Genomic DNA, 14,862 nt, shown 5'->3' on the forward strand with positions numbered 1-14,862 from the left:
GCTTTCAGGAACGCGTCCCCGCAGGTGCGGGAGGACAGAAAAGGAGTGTATCGAGATGATTTATGTATTCCTTGCGGATGGCTTTGAGGAGATCGAGGGATTGACCGCAGTGGACGTTCTGCGGCGTGCGGAGCTGGAGGTCAGGACGGTCGGTGTGGGCGGCAGGACGGTGGCCGGCTCGCATGGGATCGTGGTCGGGACCGACCTGTCCGAGCAGGAGGTGGAGCCATCGGAAATCGAGATGATCGTTCTGCCGGGCGGGATGCCGGGAACCCTCAACCTCGAGCGTTCCCAGGCGGTTCAGGCAGCGATCGACTTCTGCGCCGCAAACGACAGATGGATTGCGGCGATCTGCGCGGCCCCGTCGATTTTGGGGCATAAAGGGCTTCTCGACGGGCGGGAGGCGACCTGTTTCCCCGGTTTTGAAGAGCAGCTCACCGGTGCCCGGCTTTCGGAGTCGTATGTCTGCGTCGATGGCCGGTTTGTCACCGGGCGCGGGATGGGTGTCGCGCTCGAGTTCGCCCTCAAGCTGGTGGAGCTGTTCAAGGGCAGGGAGCGGGCCGCGGTTCTGGAGGCATCACTGCAATGCAGAGGGTAGACATCCGCCCGCTCAAGCAGAAGCTGCGCGCTGAGATCAAGGAATGGCGCAGGGCAATGCCCGATGGGCAGAAAAAGCGTGCGGACCGTAAAATACGGGAACGGCTGGTCCGCCTGCGGGAGTACGCGCGGTGTCATACCCTGCTTGCCTATGTATCCTTGCCGATCGAGGTGGACACGCTTGGGCTGATTGAACGTGCCCTCGCGGATGGCAAGCGGGTGGCGGTTCCGCGGTGCATCGAGGGCAGCCACGAAATGGAGTTCTACTATATCACCGGGATGGATGACCTAGCCCCACAGACGTTCGGGGTTCTGGAACCGGTTCCCGGACGGTGTGAGCTGGTCACCCGATACGACGGGAGCATCTGTATCGTACCAGCGCTCGCCTACGACCGCTCGGGGTTCCGGCTCGGCTATGGCGCTGGCTACTATGACCGGTTCCTTTCGCGGTATCCGCACCCGAAAATCGGGATCACCTATGCGCATAACCTCTGCAAGGGGCTGTGGCATGGGCGGTATGATGTTGCGGTCGATCTCGTGGTAACCGAATCGCGGCTGTGTGTCTGCGCCGCACAGCCGCAGCGCACCAAATCGAAGAGAAGCAGGTGAACCGGTTGAGCCTCATTGGGCCTGGCGTTTCATCCGGCCTTTTTCATGGTGATCGCCGGTCGCTGGAAAGACCGAACCCGGAAGCTGTACGTCCAGCCTTGGGCGTGCGGTGGGCGTTTGCGTTCAAAATTGCAGAAAAGAGGAGTCCGGGAATACCCCGGGCTCCTTTTTCCGGTCGATGTACGCGGGAAGGATCAGCAGCAGCCGCCCCAACCAAACAGGATGATGATAATGAGAAGAATCCAGATCCAGCTTGCGTTGGAGCCGCCGAATCCCAGACCGTTGCCGCCGCAGCATCCGCACCCGCAGTTGCAGTTGTTGCAAACCGGTACGCATCCACATCCACAGTTACAGTTGTTCATCATGATTGATTGACACCTCTCTAGTTAGTGATTTGTTTTATACTATGTGGGGGGCCAAAAATGGGTTACAACAGGGGCAGAGCGGCGAACGGAAAAAATTTACGAATTATTTATGATTAAATCTCCCGAAGGATTTGATTATTGTGCCAATTTGAGGTATTATATATGATATATCGGCAAATTGTACTTTTCCGCCCGCAAAAGAACGACAAAAATGGCGTTCCGGCGGAGGATAAGGAGGACATATGAGCACCAATGATGAGTTTGAAAGCCTGATCCGCAACTTCAAGCTGGATGATATGGAACCGCCTCCCGGTTCGGGGGCTGCGGGACGCAGGGCTTTTGACTTTGACCGTGAGGAACAACAACCCAGCCCCCGCGCCGCACAGGCGACCGCTCCGCGTCCGTCCGCACAGCAGGCGCGCTCCTCCGCGCAGCAGCGGCAGCAGATGCGGACAGGCCATCCGCAGCAGAGGGCAGTGCGCCCGTCCCGACAGGGGGTGGCGGCGCCTCAATATCAGCAGGCGACCGCTCCGCAGTATCCGATGCAGCCGCAGTACCCTGCACCGCAGACGAATCCCCCACAGATGCAGGCTCGCCGGAAGGAGTTTCAGGTGCAGATTGATGAGGATGCGTACGGCCCGTCCGGGTCGCCGCGCAGTTACCCGGCCATGCAGCCGGTCCGCGCAGCAGGCGGCGGAGGCGGTGGATATGGCGGCGGCTACGATGACGAAGAAGATGAGGACGAGTATGAAGGCGGCGGAGGCGGACGCTGGTTCAAAGCGATCATCGCGCTGATCGTTGTTCTGGCGGTTTCGGTTTTCCTGGCGTTTTTCGCGCTTGAAACCGCCAGCGACCTGTTCGGCCTAAACAAGGCGGAGGGGGAGGTCGAATTTACCCTCCCGGCGGGGCTTACTACTGCGGAAATCGCGGAAAAGCTGCAAACCGAAGGGATCATCACCCAGCCGCTGGTCTTTCAGATTTATGCCGACTTCAAGGACGATACCGCCAAATACGAGCCGGGAAACTACACCCTCAACAAGAACATGGGGTATGACCAGATCATGATGAAGTTCCGCACCGGCTCCAAGATCCTGATTGAGGTCCGGGTGTTGTTCTATGAGGGTATGACCCTCAGCGAGATGGCGCAGAGCCTCGAAGAGGCGGAGGTCTGTACGGCGGACGCGCTTTATGAATATCTCAATACTGCTGATCTTTCGGATTACGACTTTGTCGCGGAGATTCCGCGCAGCGCGGACCGGTTCCGCAAATATGAAGGGTATTTCTTCCCGGACACCTACAATTTCTATAAAGACATGAAACCGGCACAGGTGGTGCAGCGGTTCTTCAATAACTTCTATAACCGGGTGATAGCGGATGAAGAACTGACCGAGCGGCTGTCGGCTGTCGGGATGAGTGTCGATCAGGCGATCACCCTTGCTTCGGTGATCCAGAAAGAGGCGAGCAACGCCGAGCAGATGGGGAATGTGTCGGGCGTATTCCACAACCGCCTTGCGGAGGGAAGCCAGCTGCCGCAGCTTCAGTCGGATGTTACGCGTGATTATGTTAACAACTATATTAAACCGTTTCTCGACGATGCGGTGGACAAAGAGTCCAACCCCGATGCGGTTGACCCGAATCAGGCGATGTATGATGCGTACAACACCTATGTCTGCAAAGGGCTGCCGGTCGGACCGGTCTGCAACCCGGGCTTGGAGGCGATCCGGGCAGCGCTCTACCCGGCCCAGAACAACTACTATTACTTTGTTACCGATGAGGCGGGCAACTATTACTATGCATCCACCCTCGCCGAGCACGACCAGAATGTTGCGGTTGCGGCGCAGAACGGCAAGGTACACGGCACCGCCGCGGACACCGATGCGCCGGAGGCGTAAAGACTGCATGAAAAAGGGGAATCCTGTTTTGCAGATGCCAGAGCTGCTCTCCCCGGCGGGTGACCGGGAATGTCTGGAAGCCGCGATCCGCTATGGAGCGGATGCGGTTTACCTCGGCGGCACACAGTTCGGTATGCGTGCCGCTTCGGCCAACTTCGACGCGGACGGACTGAAAGCCGCTTGCACCTATGCACACGAACGCGGGACGCGGGTGTATCTCACCTGCAATACCCTCCCGACCAACGAGGAGGCCGAACAGCTTCCCGAATTTCTGCGGATGGCGCAGGAGGCCGGAGTGGACGCGTTGATCGTGGCGGATGTGGGTATTCTGATGCTTGCCCGTCGGGTCGTCCCCGCGCTGCCGGTCCATATCTCGACGCAGGCGGGGGTCGTCAACTATCTCACCGCGACCGAGCTTTTTCGGCTGGGGGCGTCCCGTGTGGTACTCGCGCGCGAGCTTTCGCTCGATACGATCCGTGTCATCAGGGACAAGGCCCCGCCCGAACTCGAACTGGAAGCGTTCGTCCATGGGGCGATGTGCATGTCCTTTTCAGGCCGGTGCCTTATCAGCAGTTATCTGACCCGGCGGGATGCCAACCGCGGTGAATGTGCGCAGCCCTGCCGCTGGAATTACCGTCTGGTTGAGGAGAAGCGTCCGGGGCAGTATTTCCCGATCTTTGAGGATGAGCGGGGCAGCTACCTGCTCAATGCGAAAGACCTCTGTATGATCGAGCATATTGACAAGCTGGCGCAGGCGGGGATCACCTCGTTCAAGATCGAAGGGCGGGCAAAATCCGCCTACTATACCGCAGTGATAACCAATGCCTACCGCGGCGCGATTGACGCTTATCGGCGTGACCCCGAGCGGTTTGAGCCGCCCCCATGGACATTGGAGGAGGTCAACCGGGTCAGCCACCGGGAATATTCGACCGGGTTTTACTTTGACCGCCCCGACCAGCGCGACCGGGATGGCGGCTATATCCGCGAATGGGAGATTGTCGCGGTGGTGGGCGGCTGGGAGGACGGCAGTTTGGTGGTCACCGAGCGCAACCGGTTCACCCGGGGCGACCGGGTGGAAATCATGATCCCGCACAGCAGGCCGGTTTTATTTGAGATCGGGATGATTCTCGATCCGGAGTGCGGGGAGGTTGAGTCCGCCTGCCATCCAATGCGGCGTTATCTGCTCCCATATGACACCCCCCTGCCAGCCGGGTCGATCCTGCGCAGGCAGGCGGCAGAAACGATTTGAAAGTCAGCACACCATGGAAAGAAAGGTTGAAAAAAATGTCAGGACATTCCAAATGGGCGAATATCAAACGGAAAAAAGAGAAAACGGATGGCGCAAAAGCCAAAATTTTTACCAAAATTGGACGGGAAATCACGGTTGCCGCGCGCGAGGGCGGTTCCGACCCGAATAACAACAGCCGGCTGGCTACACTGATCGCCAAAGCCAAAGCGAACAATGTCCCGAACGACAACATTGAGCGTCTGCTCAAGAAAGCGAGCGAGGGCAAGGAGAACTACGAGGAGATTACATACGAGGGCTATGGGCCTTCGGGTGTAGCAGTCATCGTTGAGACTCTGAGCGACAACCGTAACCGCACTGCCGGCGACCTGCGCCACTATTTCGATAAATGCGGTGGCAACCTCGGGCAGAGCGGGAGCGTGTCGTTCCTTTTCGAGCGTAGAGGCATGATCTACATTGAGAATGAAGACAACCAGATCGACGAGGAAAAGGTGATGGATGACGCATTTGCGGCGGGTGCATCCGACTTTGACTATGAGGACGGGATGATTACGATTGTCACCGAGCCGAATGATGTGACCAAGGTCGCATCCGCGCTTGAAAAGCTGGGCTATACCTACGATTCCGCCGAGGCTGAGTATATCCCAATGACCAAAACCCAGATCACCGATGAGGAACTGGTCAAAAAGATGGAAAAACTGCTCGATCTGTTTGACGACAACGATGATGTGCAGAACGTCTATCACAACTGGGACATGCCCGAGGAGCCGGACGAGGATTAAAATTCTGTTTTGCAATTTTGATGAGGGGGCTTTTTCACTTGCAAAAAGCCCCCCTCTTGCCGCCGGCGGCGGGGGCTCTGCCCCCTGACCCCGCGATTTTTTGAAAAAAATCGAGTAAAACTTTAGGGCTTGTTTGAAAATAGAGAAATAGACGGATGGTTCGTAAAAAGCGAGCGGTTGCAAGGAAAAAAGCACAGGAATACTTGCTGTATTCCGCGCATTTTTGACGCGGCAGCTGCCGCTTTTTGTAGAAAAAGACGGCTATTTCGATTTTTCAAACAGCCCCTAGGTTTAGGTCGGGGAAGAAGGAAGTTGCGCCCAGCCTGCCGGGGCGGGTCCGAACTGTGAATTGGAGGAAAGATGGATGGAAAATCGAGTGGAACGGGCGGTCACAAACCATGATAGAGGGTATAACTGTGCACAGTCGGTCGTCTGCGCCTACTGCGAACTGTTCGGGATGGACGAATCCACCGCGTTCCGGCTGGCGGAAGGGTTCGGCGGCGGCATGGGCGGCATGCAGGACGGGACCTGCGGCGCAGTGACCGCAATGTATATGCTGGCAGGGGTGAAAGGCAGCAGCGGCGGGGTCGAAAACGGGATCAGCAAGGTGGAAACCTATGAGCAGGTACAGAAGCTCTGCGCGGCGTTCAAGGAGCAGAATGGTACGGTGATCTGTCGCGAGCTGCTCGAAAAGAATGATATGTCGCTCGAACGGCCATGCAACCGCTGGATTGCGGATGCTGCCCGGATCGTGGAGGCACAGCTTGTCGGGGATGCAGAGGCACAGACCCAAAAATGATCCGGATTACGAATTGCAGGCTTTGTCCGCGCGTCTGCGGGGCTGACCGCACATCCGGGCAGGGAGACTGCGGCGGCGGAAATCAGGTGCGGGTGGCGCGTGCTGCCCTGCACTTTTGGGAGGAACCCTGTATCAGCGGTCAGAACGGATCGGGCACTGTCTTTTTCTCGGGATGCCCGCTGCGCTGCTGCTTCTGCCAAAATGGAAAGATCAGTGCGGGGAATTTTGGAAAAGAGATTTCGGTCAATCGGTTGGCCGAAATTTTTCTTATGTTGCAGGCACAGGGGGCACATAACATCAATCTGGTGAACCCGACCCATTACCTCCCGTGGGTGCGGGACGCATTACAGCTTGCCAGGCTGCGGGTGCCGGTGGTCTGGAACTCGGGCGGCTATGAGCGGGCGGAAGCCCTGCGCGCGATGGAGGGACTGGTGGATATCTACCTGCCTGATCTGAAATATGCCGGCTCTGTCCGGGCGGAGCGTTATTCCGGTGCGTCCGATTATTGGGCGGCAGCTACCAAAGCAATCCGGGAGATGCACCGCCAGACGGGAAAACCAGTGTGGGATGCGTCCGGCCTGCTTCGGAAAGGGGTGGTGATCCGGCATCTTGTGCTGCCAAAGGGGGTACAGGATGCGGCAGCAGTGCTCGACTGGATCGCGGGGACTTTCCTGCCGGGGGAAGTGCTTGTCAGCCTGATGAGCCAGTACACCCCATGCGGTGATCTGGAGCGGTTCCCTGAGCTGCGACGGAGGGTCAGCAGCTATGAATATAAAATAGTGTTGGCACATGCGCAGTCGCTCGGGCTGGAAGGGTTTATGCAGGAGCGTTCCTCCGCGCGGGAGGAATACACACCGCCGTTTGATCTGGAAGGAGTCTGAAAACGCTGGGGTCATGCGGCGTGCAGGATGGTCCGCCGGTGTCTGGAAAAGGGCAGGTGCCGGAGGTCTTTCAGCCGGATAAAAAATCTCCGGCGGCTCATCCGGGCACAGAAAACCCCAAAACCAGTGCAGGCGGTGAGCTGCACAGCAAACTGTACCGGGTTAATCATGTCGGTTTCCAATGCACCGACTGTGCCAAATACCAGAAAGAATGCGAGCAATACGCCTGCCTGGAAAAGGAAGCGGACCCGCCTGACCAGTTTCATACCTTCACCTGCTTTTTTTTAAAATTAGGAACGTTTGTTTCTAAAACTATAATACAACTTTTTGGAGTTGTCAAGCTAAAGAACAACTTTTTATCGAAATTTGAATTGACAAAAACAACTACTCGCTGTATAATGGAAAAAGAAGGGACGAAAGGTGGTCGGCAGGATGTTTGCAGAGCGGTTGAAGGAGCTGCGTAAGATGCGCAGATTCTCCCAACATGCACTGGCGGAACGGCTGGGGATCAGCCAGCAGGCGGTCGGAAAATGGGAAACTGGGAAGTCCACGCCTGATCCCGCCACCTTGCGGGAGATCGCGGATATTTTTGAGGTGTCAGTCGACCTGCTGCTAGGGCGGGAGCTGATCCCGCCAGCGTCCGCGGGGGCGGCAGGGGAGGTTCTTCTGCCCATCCTGGGGACTGTCCGCGCGGGCTATGGGGCGCTTGCTTTTCAGGAGTACCGCGGGACGGAACCCGCCAGCGTGCATAATCCGGAGGAATATTTCTATCTGGTGGTGAGCGGCGACAGCATGGAACCGCGGATCAGCAGCGGGGATCTCGCGCTGGTCCACAGGCAGCCGGATGTCGAGAGCGGCGAGCTGGCGGTGGTGCTGGTCGACGGGGAGGAAGGAACCCTCAAGCGGGTGGTGAAACGGGATGGCGCGGTGATTTTGCAGCCGTTTAACCAGTCCTACCAGCCACAGATTTTTATGGGGGAGGAGCTTTCCCAGCTCACGATTGTGGGGAAGGTCGTGGAAACAAAAACCAAATGGTGATTGCATTTTTGAGGAAATTGTGCTAGACTAAAACCATCCGTTTTGGACGTTTATTGATACACGGAAAAGGGGTTTTATTGTGAATATTTGGCATGACATTTCTCCCAAAAGGATCACAAAAGAAGATTTTATTGCGGTGATCGAGATTGGCAAGGGCGGCAAGAACAAGTATGAACTGGATAAGGAAACCGGATTGATCATTCTGGACCGCATCCTTTACACCTCCACCCACTATCCTGCGAACTACGGGTTCATTCCCCGCACCTATGGGGACGACGGTGACCCGCTGGATGTGTTGGTGCTCTGTTCGGAATCGCTGATTCCGCTGAGCCTGGTTCGCTGCTATCCGATCGGTGTGATCTCGATGATCGACAATGGCAAATACGATGAAAAGATCATCGCGATCCCGTTCAACGACCCGATGTATAATATGTATAAGGACATTGATGAGCTGCCCAAGCATATTTTCGAGGAGATGCGCCATTTCTTCACTGTCTATAAGGAGCTGGAGGGGAAACAGACTGCGGTCAATGAGGCGTCCGGCTCGGAAGCCGCGCTGGGTATCATTCAGGCAGCGGTTGATAACTACATAGAGAAATTCTGCAAGGGATAACGAATGAAACCGTCCCCCGGTATCTCCGGGGGCTTTTTTATGCAGTTTTTTGTCAGCCAAGTTTTTTCATAGAAAAACGAAGATTTTTCTATCGCTTTTTCGGGTAATTTTCACTAAAATAAAAACATCCCCAGCGGTTACAATGGTAGCATCAAAGCAGCTCAAAACGGGGCAGGATTTTGAAGTGGTGAGCAGAATGCTGTCTGACAGCTTTGCATGGAACCCGGGGAAACGGATAAAGACAGAAACACCACAGCTATTTTAGGAGGAAAAAATGATGAAAAAATTACTTGCTTCCATCCTTGCAGCAGCAATGATCGGTACCGCGCTCGCGGGCTGCGGCGGTTCCGGGTCCACCTCTTCGGCGGCGCCGGCTTCTTCTGCCGCACCGGCCTCTTCGGAAGCCCCGGCGGCCTCTTCGGCTCCGGCTGAAACCCCGGCTCCGGCAGCGTCTGACCTGAATGTAGGCGTATTCTATTACACCTTCTCGGATGTCTACATCACCAGCGTGCGCACCAACATGGATGCGAAGCTCAACGAGCTGGGCGTCACCTTCCAGAACTACGACGGCAACAACAACCAGGCCAACCAGCTCGACCAGATCAATACCGCGATCACCAACGGATGCAACCTGCTGGTTGTCAACATCGTTGAGACCTCTTCGCCGGATGCGGCGCAGACCGCCTGTGATGCCGCCAAAACTGCCGGTATCCCGATCATCTTCTTCAACCGCGAGGTTGCGGATGATGTTGTCAACAGCTATGAGAACTGCGCGTTTGTCGGCACTGACGCCGCCGAGGCTGGTCACATGCAGGGCCAGATGATCGCCGAGTACCTGCTCGCTAACTACGATGCAGTGGACCTCAACAAGGACGGGGCCATCTCCTATGTCATGTTCAAAGGCCAGGAGGGCAACGCAGAGGCCGAGTACCGCACCCAGTTCGCGGTTGAGGATTGCGACAAGCTGCTCGCAGAGGCTGGCAAAGAGCCGCTGGCATTCTACAATGCAGGCAACGCCTCCAAGTACCTGGTTGACCAGACCGGCGCATGGTCTTCGCAGGCTGCAACCGACTACATGAACACCATCCTCGCTGAGTACTCCGAGGCAAACAACAACATGGTCGAAATGGTCATCGCGAACAACGATGGCATGGCTGAGGGTGCAATCGCGGCGCTTCAGGCTGCCGGCTACAACAACGGCTACGATGAAGAGAACAATATTGGCAAGTTCATCCCGGTATTCGGGGTAGACGCGGTGGATTCCGCGAAGGAGAAGATCCAGAATGGCCAGATGACCGGTACCATCATGCAGGATGCAGAGGGCATGGCCAACACGATCACTGCTCTGGTTTCCAACCTCAACAGTGGGGCGGCCCTGATGGATAATACTTCCAGCTTCAATGTAGACGCTGGCGTAGCTAAAATCCGCGTCCCGTACGGCGTATACACCGGCTGAGTGAAGCGCTCCAACACAAACGCGTACCAACCGGAAGGATAAAAGCGGAGTGTGCGGGGCTGTCTGATGACAGCCCCGCATACTGCGGATTCCGGAGCCGTTTTCGACAGGGTCTGTCCGGAAGGCCGGGGCATCGTCTTTTGCCCGGTTTTCAGGCAGGCTGTGGGGAAGGGTTGCGGAATCCGCCGCAGAGAGAGGAGGAGTCACATGGATCGGCCAGCACTGCTGGAAATGAAGAATATCAGCAAAGAGTTCCCCGGTGTCAAGGCGCTGGACAACGTGTCGCTGACAGTCCGCCCCGGCACCGTCCATGCGCTGATGGGCGAGAACGGCGCGGGTAAATCGACGCTGATGAAATGTCTGTTCGGGATTTATAGCAAGGACGGCGGCACGATCACGCTGGAAGGCAAAGAGGTCAACTTCAAAAGCTCCAAGGAAGCGCTGGAAAACGGCGTTGCTATGGTACATCAGGAGCTGAACCAGGCACTTACCCGGAGCGTGCAGGATAACCTGTGGCTGGGGCGTTACCCCAAGGTAGGCGGGGTGATGGTCAGCGAGCGGATGATGCGGCAGCGGACAAAGGAGATTTTTGAAAACCTCGAAGTTAAGGTCAATCCTTTGGCGATCATGTCCACCATGCCGGTTTCCCAGCGGCAGATGGTGGAGATTGCAAAGGCGGTTTCGTACGATGCGAAGATCATCGTATTTGACGAGCCGACCTCCTCCCTGACCGAAACCGAGGTTGAGCACCTGTTCCGCATCATCACGATGCTCAAGGAAAAGGGCTGTGGAATCATCTATATCTCGCACAAGATGGAAGAAATCCTGCGGATTTCGGACGACGTCACGATCATGCGTGATGGTACCTGGGTGGCGACCCGCGCGGCAAAAGAGCTGACGATGGAAGAGATCATCCGGCTGATGGTCGGGCGCGAGCTGACCAATCGGTTCCCGCCCAAAACCAACAAACCCGGCGAAGTAATTCTGGAGGTCGAGCATCTGCAAGGGCGGTACACCCGGCTCAAGGATGCATCGTTCAGCCTGCATAAAGGGGAGATCCTCGGGATCGCGGGTCTGGATGGCTCAGGGCGTACCGAAGTGCTGGAAAACCTGTTCGGGGTGATGACCAAGGAGAATGGCAGCACGATCCGCCTGCATGGCAAAGAGATTTTCAACCACTCCCCGCAGGAGTCGATCAAAAACGGGTTTGCCCTCCTGACCGAGGAACGCCGCGCGACCGGCATCTTCGGCATCCGGGATATTCTGGAAAACACCGTCATCTCTAACCTGAAAAGTTATCTGATGGCCGGTATCTGCCTGAACGACAAAAAAATGGCAGAGGACACCGACTGGGCGATCAAGGCGATGCATATTAAGACGCCCAGTCAGAAAACCCAGATCCGCTCCCTCTCAGGCGGCAACCAGCAGAAGGTGATTATTGGCCGCTGGCTGCTGACCAAACCGGAGGTGCTTTTGCTGGATGAACCGACGCGCGGTATTGACGTCGGGGCAAAGTATGAAATCTATCAGCTCATCATCGACCTTGCGAACGAGGGCAAGGGGGTTATCATGGTATCCTCCGAAATGCCGGAGCTGCTCGGCGTCTGCGACCGGATTCTGGTCATGTCGGGCGGGCAGGTGGCCGGTGAGGTGGATGCGAAAAACACCAGTCAGGAGGAGATCCTGACGCTGGCTGCGAAATATGTATAGGAGGGGGATGCACCATGAGTAACAATCCCGGAAAAGCGATCGCAAAACAGCCGTGGGATGCCAAACGGGTCGGCAACCTGCTGTTGAACAATGCCCTGTTTATCCTGATGTTTATTGCGATTATTTATATCGCGATCCGCAACCCGAACTTCATCAAACCGGCTTCGCTCATCAACATCATCGCGCAGACTGCGGCTTATCTGCCGGTGGCGCTGGGCGTTGCAGGTTGTATCGTGCTCACCGGTACCGACCTTTCAGCGGGCCGTATCGTTGGCCTGACCGCCTGTGTCTCGGCTTCCCTGCTTCAGGCAGTGGGCGGTGCGAACAAGATGTGGCCCAACATCGGTACCCTGCCGATTCCAGTGGTCATCCTGATCGCGATTCTGATTGGCGCGGCGTTTGGCGCGTTCAACGGTTTCTTTGTTGCAAAGTTTAAGCTCCACCCGTTCATCGTGACCCTCGGCACCCAGCTGATCGTATATACCCTGCTGCTGCTCTATGTCAAGATGGGCAACAACAATGGTATGGCGATTTCGGGTCTGGACGATTCCTATAAGACCTTTATCACCGGCTCGCTCTTCTCGATTGCGGGAACCCCGATTCCCAACTATATCTGGATCGCAGTTTTCCTCACCGCGCTGATGTGGTTCATCTGGAACAAGACCACCTTTGGTAAAAACATGTTTGCGCTCGGTGCGAACGAGGAAGCGGCCCGCGTTTCGGGTGTCAATGTCATCATGACCACCATCATGGTCTTTGCGCTGGCAGGTGCGATGTACAGTATCACCGGCTTTATCGAGGGCGCACGTGTCGCGTCCAATACCGCGAACACCGGCTTCAACTATGAGCTGGATGCGATCGCGGCCTGCGTCATCGGCGGCGTCTCGTTCGTCGGCGGTATCGGTAAGATCCGCGGCATCGTGATCGGCGTCCTGCTGCTCAGACTGATTTTCATCGGCCTGAACATGATCGGTATTAACCAGGATCTGCAGTACCTCATCAAGGGCGGCATTATCCTCTTCGCCTGTGCACTTGACATGCGGAAATATCTGGTCAAAAAATAAAATTCCCTGTTCTTCAAAAGCCCGCTGCTGGTTTCCAGCAGCGGGCTTTTGCCGTTTCGCGAAATTTACATTGCGTAAAACTTTTAAACGCGAAGCAGGCTCTTGGGGTATGGCATCTAAAGCGGATTTGTAGTATAATCGAAGTATTTCAAAGAATGAAAAAGGGGGACAGGTATGCAGCCCTACCGCGTACTTCTGGTGGATGACGAAGAGGACATCCGGGTCGGCATCAGCCGCAAGATGGACTGGGAATCGCTTGGCTTCTCGCTGGTCGGGGAGGCAGAAAACGGACAGGAAGCCCTTGAACTGGCGGAACAGCTCCGCCCGGATGTTGTTCTGACCGACATCCGGATGCCGTTTATGGATGGACTGGAACTCTGCCGCATCCTGACCCGGAGCCTTCCGGCAGCCAGATTTGTGCTGTTTTCCGGCTTTGACGACTTTGAATATGCAAAACAGGCGATCCAGATGAACGTCTTTGAATACATTCTCAAGCCGATCAGCGCACAGGAGCTTTCGGAGGTACTGGACAGGCTGAAAAAGCAGCTCGACGCGCATCGCGCAGAGGTCCAGAACCTGGAAACCCTCCGGAGGCAGTACGAGGAATCGCTCCCGATCCTGCGTGAATTGTTCTATACCCAGCTGCTGGACGGGCGCATCCGCGCAGAACAGGCAGCAGCCCGCGCGGCGCGCTACGACATCGACCTCAGCGGCTGTGCGTGGACGGTTGGTATGGCGCAGTTTGACAGCCCGGACGAGCGCGGGGAACTGCTTGCCCTCTCGGTGCGGGCATTCCTTGAGGACAACCTGTATGCGCAGCAGGGCTGTACCTGCCGGGCGTTCCTCTATGGGGATTCGGTCGCGCTGCTGGCGGGGTTCGACCACAGCCCGCAGATGTACCGTCTGACCGAGGAGGTCAACCGGGTCTGCAAGCTGGCAAAAAGTTATCTGAACCTTACCCTGACGGTGGGGGTCGGCCTGCCCTGCACCGCAATCGGGGAAATCCCGCTCGCGGCTGCGGGCGCACGCAGTGCGCTCGACTACCGGGTGCTGGTGGGCGCCGGGCGCGCGATTTACATCGGGGACCTGGAACCGGACAGCGGGACAGCGTCCACCTTTGACGAGAACGACGAGCGGGAGCTGGTCGGGGCGGTCAAACTCGGCACACCGGAGGAGGTACGCGCGGTGGTGAGCCGTCTGGCGGGCAAAATCCGCGAGGCCGGGCTGGCGCTCCCGCAGTGCCACCTGTTTTTTCTCGAGCTCTTCACCAGCCTGCTGCGCCTGACCCGTGGAGCGGGGCTGGAGATGGAGTCGGTTTTTGGCGAGGGGTTTACCGGCGCGGTACAGATCACCGATTTTGATTCGATTGAGGAGCTGGAAAACTGGTGCGTTGACCGGTGCCTGCGCATCCATGAGCTGCTCGGCCGGCGCAGGACCGATTCCACAGGCCGTACGGTCGAGAAAGCCAAGGCGTTTATCGAAGGCCACTATGCGGAAACCGACCTTTCGGTCGAAACCCTCTGCGCCTATCTGCACCTGAGCCCCGCCTACTTTTCGACCCTGTTCAAGCGGGAAACCGACATGAGCTTTACCGCCTATGTGACACAGGTGCGGATGGAACACGCGGCCGACCTGCTGCGCAACAGCGAGGACAAAACCTATCTGATCGCGGAAAAGACAGGGTATCTGGACCCGAACTATTTCAGCTATGTCTTTAAAAAACATTTTGGCCTGTCTCCGACCAGATTCCGCGGCGGGTGATATGGTCAGCATACTGGAAAACAGGTACCTGTTTTCAGTGGCGGGCTTT

Annotated in this window: 15 protein-coding genes; 14 read left to right on the forward strand and 1 reads right to left on the reverse strand. The window is 56.7% G+C overall.

What is annotated here, in order from left to right:
- Positions 1-55 precede the first annotated feature (55 nt).
- Both C814_RS06430 and C814_RS06435 read left to right on the forward strand, forming a co-directional pair.
- Entirely contained in the window at positions 56-598 is a 543-nt protein-coding gene (locus C814_RS06430) for a DJ-1 family glyoxalase III (RefSeq protein WP_016314810.1), read from the forward strand.
- Positions 586-1,206 (forward strand): 5-formyltetrahydrofolate cyclo-ligase, encoded by a 621-nt coding sequence (locus C814_RS06435; protein ID WP_016314811.1) that lies wholly within the window; start codon positions 586-588, stop codon positions 1,204-1,206. The genes C814_RS06430 and C814_RS06435 overlap by 13 nt, the downstream gene beginning before the upstream one ends.
- A gap of 194 nt (positions 1,207-1,400) precedes the next feature.
- On the opposite strand, the gene C814_RS24040 is transcribed toward C814_RS06435, so the two are convergent.
- A complete protein-coding gene (locus C814_RS24040; protein ID WP_016314812.1) occupies positions 1,401-1,571 on the reverse strand; it encodes a hypothetical protein in 171 nt (56 codons plus the stop codon).
- 242 nt (positions 1,572-1,813) lie between these two features.
- On the opposite strand from C814_RS24040, the gene mltG reads away from it, so the two are divergent.
- From mltG to C814_RS06490, 12 genes are all read left to right on the forward strand, one after another.
- Positions 1,814-3,463: an endolytic transglycosylase MltG gene (mltG, locus tag C814_RS21985; RefSeq protein ID WP_016314813.1), complete on the forward strand. Its 1,650-nt coding sequence runs from the start codon at positions 1,814-1,816 to the stop codon at positions 3,461-3,463.
- Between the two features lie 7 nt (positions 3,464-3,470).
- The gene (locus C814_RS06440; RefSeq protein ID WP_016314814.1) at positions 3,471-4,712 is read left to right on the forward strand and encodes a peptidase U32 family protein; all 1,242 of its coding nucleotides are present in this window, start codon (positions 3,471-3,473) and stop codon (positions 4,710-4,712) included.
- Positions 4,713-4,747: 35 nt separating this feature from the next.
- Positions 4,748-5,491: a YebC/PmpR family DNA-binding transcriptional regulator gene (locus C814_RS06445; protein ID WP_016314815.1), complete on the forward strand. Its 744-nt coding sequence runs from the start codon at positions 4,748-4,750 to the stop codon at positions 5,489-5,491.
- Positions 5,492-5,855: 364 nt separating this feature from the next.
- Entirely contained in the window at positions 5,856-6,290 is a 435-nt protein-coding gene (locus C814_RS06450; protein WP_016314816.1) for a C-GCAxxG-C-C family protein, read from the forward strand.
- Entirely contained in the window at positions 6,287-7,171 is an 885-nt protein-coding gene (locus C814_RS06455; protein WP_016314817.1) for a radical SAM protein, read from the forward strand. Before C814_RS06450 ends, C814_RS06455 begins: the two co-directional genes overlap by 4 nt.
- Before the next feature lie 38 nt (positions 7,172-7,209).
- Positions 7,210-7,635, forward strand: a complete 426-nt coding sequence (locus C814_RS24385) for a hypothetical protein (protein ID WP_207637133.1) — start codon at positions 7,210-7,212, stop codon at positions 7,633-7,635.
- A complete protein-coding gene (locus C814_RS06465; RefSeq protein WP_016314819.1) occupies positions 7,604-8,209 on the forward strand; it encodes a LexA family protein in 606 nt (201 codons plus the stop codon). Before C814_RS24385 ends, C814_RS06465 begins: the two co-directional genes overlap by 32 nt.
- Positions 8,210-8,288: 79 nt before the next feature.
- The gene (locus C814_RS06470; protein WP_016314820.1) at positions 8,289-8,822 is read left to right on the forward strand and encodes an inorganic diphosphatase; all 534 of its coding nucleotides are present in this window, start codon (positions 8,289-8,291) and stop codon (positions 8,820-8,822) included.
- Positions 8,823-9,096: 274 nt separating this feature from the next.
- Entirely contained in the window at positions 9,097-10,278 is a 1,182-nt protein-coding gene (locus C814_RS06475; RefSeq protein ID WP_016314821.1) for a galactose ABC transporter substrate-binding protein, read from the forward strand.
- Between the two features lie 207 nt (positions 10,279-10,485).
- Entirely contained in the window at positions 10,486-11,988 is a 1,503-nt protein-coding gene (locus tag C814_RS06480; protein ID WP_016314822.1) for a sugar ABC transporter ATP-binding protein, read from the forward strand.
- Between the two features lie 14 nt (positions 11,989-12,002).
- A complete protein-coding gene (locus C814_RS06485) occupies positions 12,003-13,052 on the forward strand; it encodes a galactose/methyl galactoside ABC transporter permease MglC (protein ID WP_016314823.1) in 1,050 nt (349 codons plus the stop codon).
- A 174-nt stretch (positions 13,053-13,226) separates the two neighbouring features.
- Entirely contained in the window at positions 13,227-14,813 is a 1,587-nt protein-coding gene (locus C814_RS06490; protein ID WP_016314824.1) for a response regulator transcription factor, read from the forward strand.
- Positions 14,814-14,862 lie beyond the last annotated feature (49 nt).

Source organism: Anaerotruncus sp. G3(2012), from assembly GCF_000403395.2.
In the GTDB taxonomy this organism is placed as follows: domain Bacteria; phylum Bacillota; class Clostridia; order Oscillospirales; family Ruminococcaceae; genus Anaerotruncus.

Excerpts from the sequence above, each read along its gene's own strand:
- C814_RS06430 (WP_016314810.1), top strand. The coding sequence starts at position 56 with ATGATTTATGTATTCCTTGCGGATGGCTTTGAGGAGATCGAGGGATTG.
- C814_RS06435 (WP_016314811.1), top strand. The coding sequence starts at position 586 with ATGCAGAGGGTAGACATCCGCCCGCTCAAGCAGAAGCTGCGCGCTGAG.
- C814_RS24040 (WP_016314812.1), bottom strand. The coding sequence starts at position 1,571 with ATGATGAACAACTGTAACTGTGGATGTGGATGCGTACCGGTTTGCAAC.
- mltG (WP_016314813.1), top strand. The coding sequence starts at position 1,814 with ATGAGCACCAATGATGAGTTTGAAAGCCTGATCCGCAACTTCAAGCTG.
- C814_RS06440 (WP_016314814.1), top strand. The coding sequence starts at position 3,471 with ATGAAAAAGGGGAATCCTGTTTTGCAGATGCCAGAGCTGCTCTCCCCG.
- C814_RS06445 (WP_016314815.1), top strand. The coding sequence starts at position 4,748 with ATGTCAGGACATTCCAAATGGGCGAATATCAAACGGAAAAAAGAGAAA.
- C814_RS06450 (WP_016314816.1), top strand. The coding sequence starts at position 5,856 with ATGGAAAATCGAGTGGAACGGGCGGTCACAAACCATGATAGAGGGTAT.
- C814_RS06455 (WP_016314817.1), top strand. The coding sequence starts at position 6,287 with ATGATCCGGATTACGAATTGCAGGCTTTGTCCGCGCGTCTGCGGGGCT.
- C814_RS06465 (WP_016314819.1), top strand. The coding sequence starts at position 7,604 with ATGTTTGCAGAGCGGTTGAAGGAGCTGCGTAAGATGCGCAGATTCTCC.
- C814_RS06475 (WP_016314821.1), top strand. The coding sequence starts at position 9,097 with ATGATGAAAAAATTACTTGCTTCCATCCTTGCAGCAGCAATGATCGGT.
- C814_RS06480 (WP_016314822.1), top strand. The coding sequence starts at position 10,486 with ATGGATCGGCCAGCACTGCTGGAAATGAAGAATATCAGCAAAGAGTTC.
- C814_RS06485 (WP_016314823.1), top strand. The coding sequence starts at position 12,003 with ATGAGTAACAATCCCGGAAAAGCGATCGCAAAACAGCCGTGGGATGCC.
- C814_RS06490 (WP_016314824.1), top strand. The coding sequence starts at position 13,227 with ATGCAGCCCTACCGCGTACTTCTGGTGGATGACGAAGAGGACATCCGG.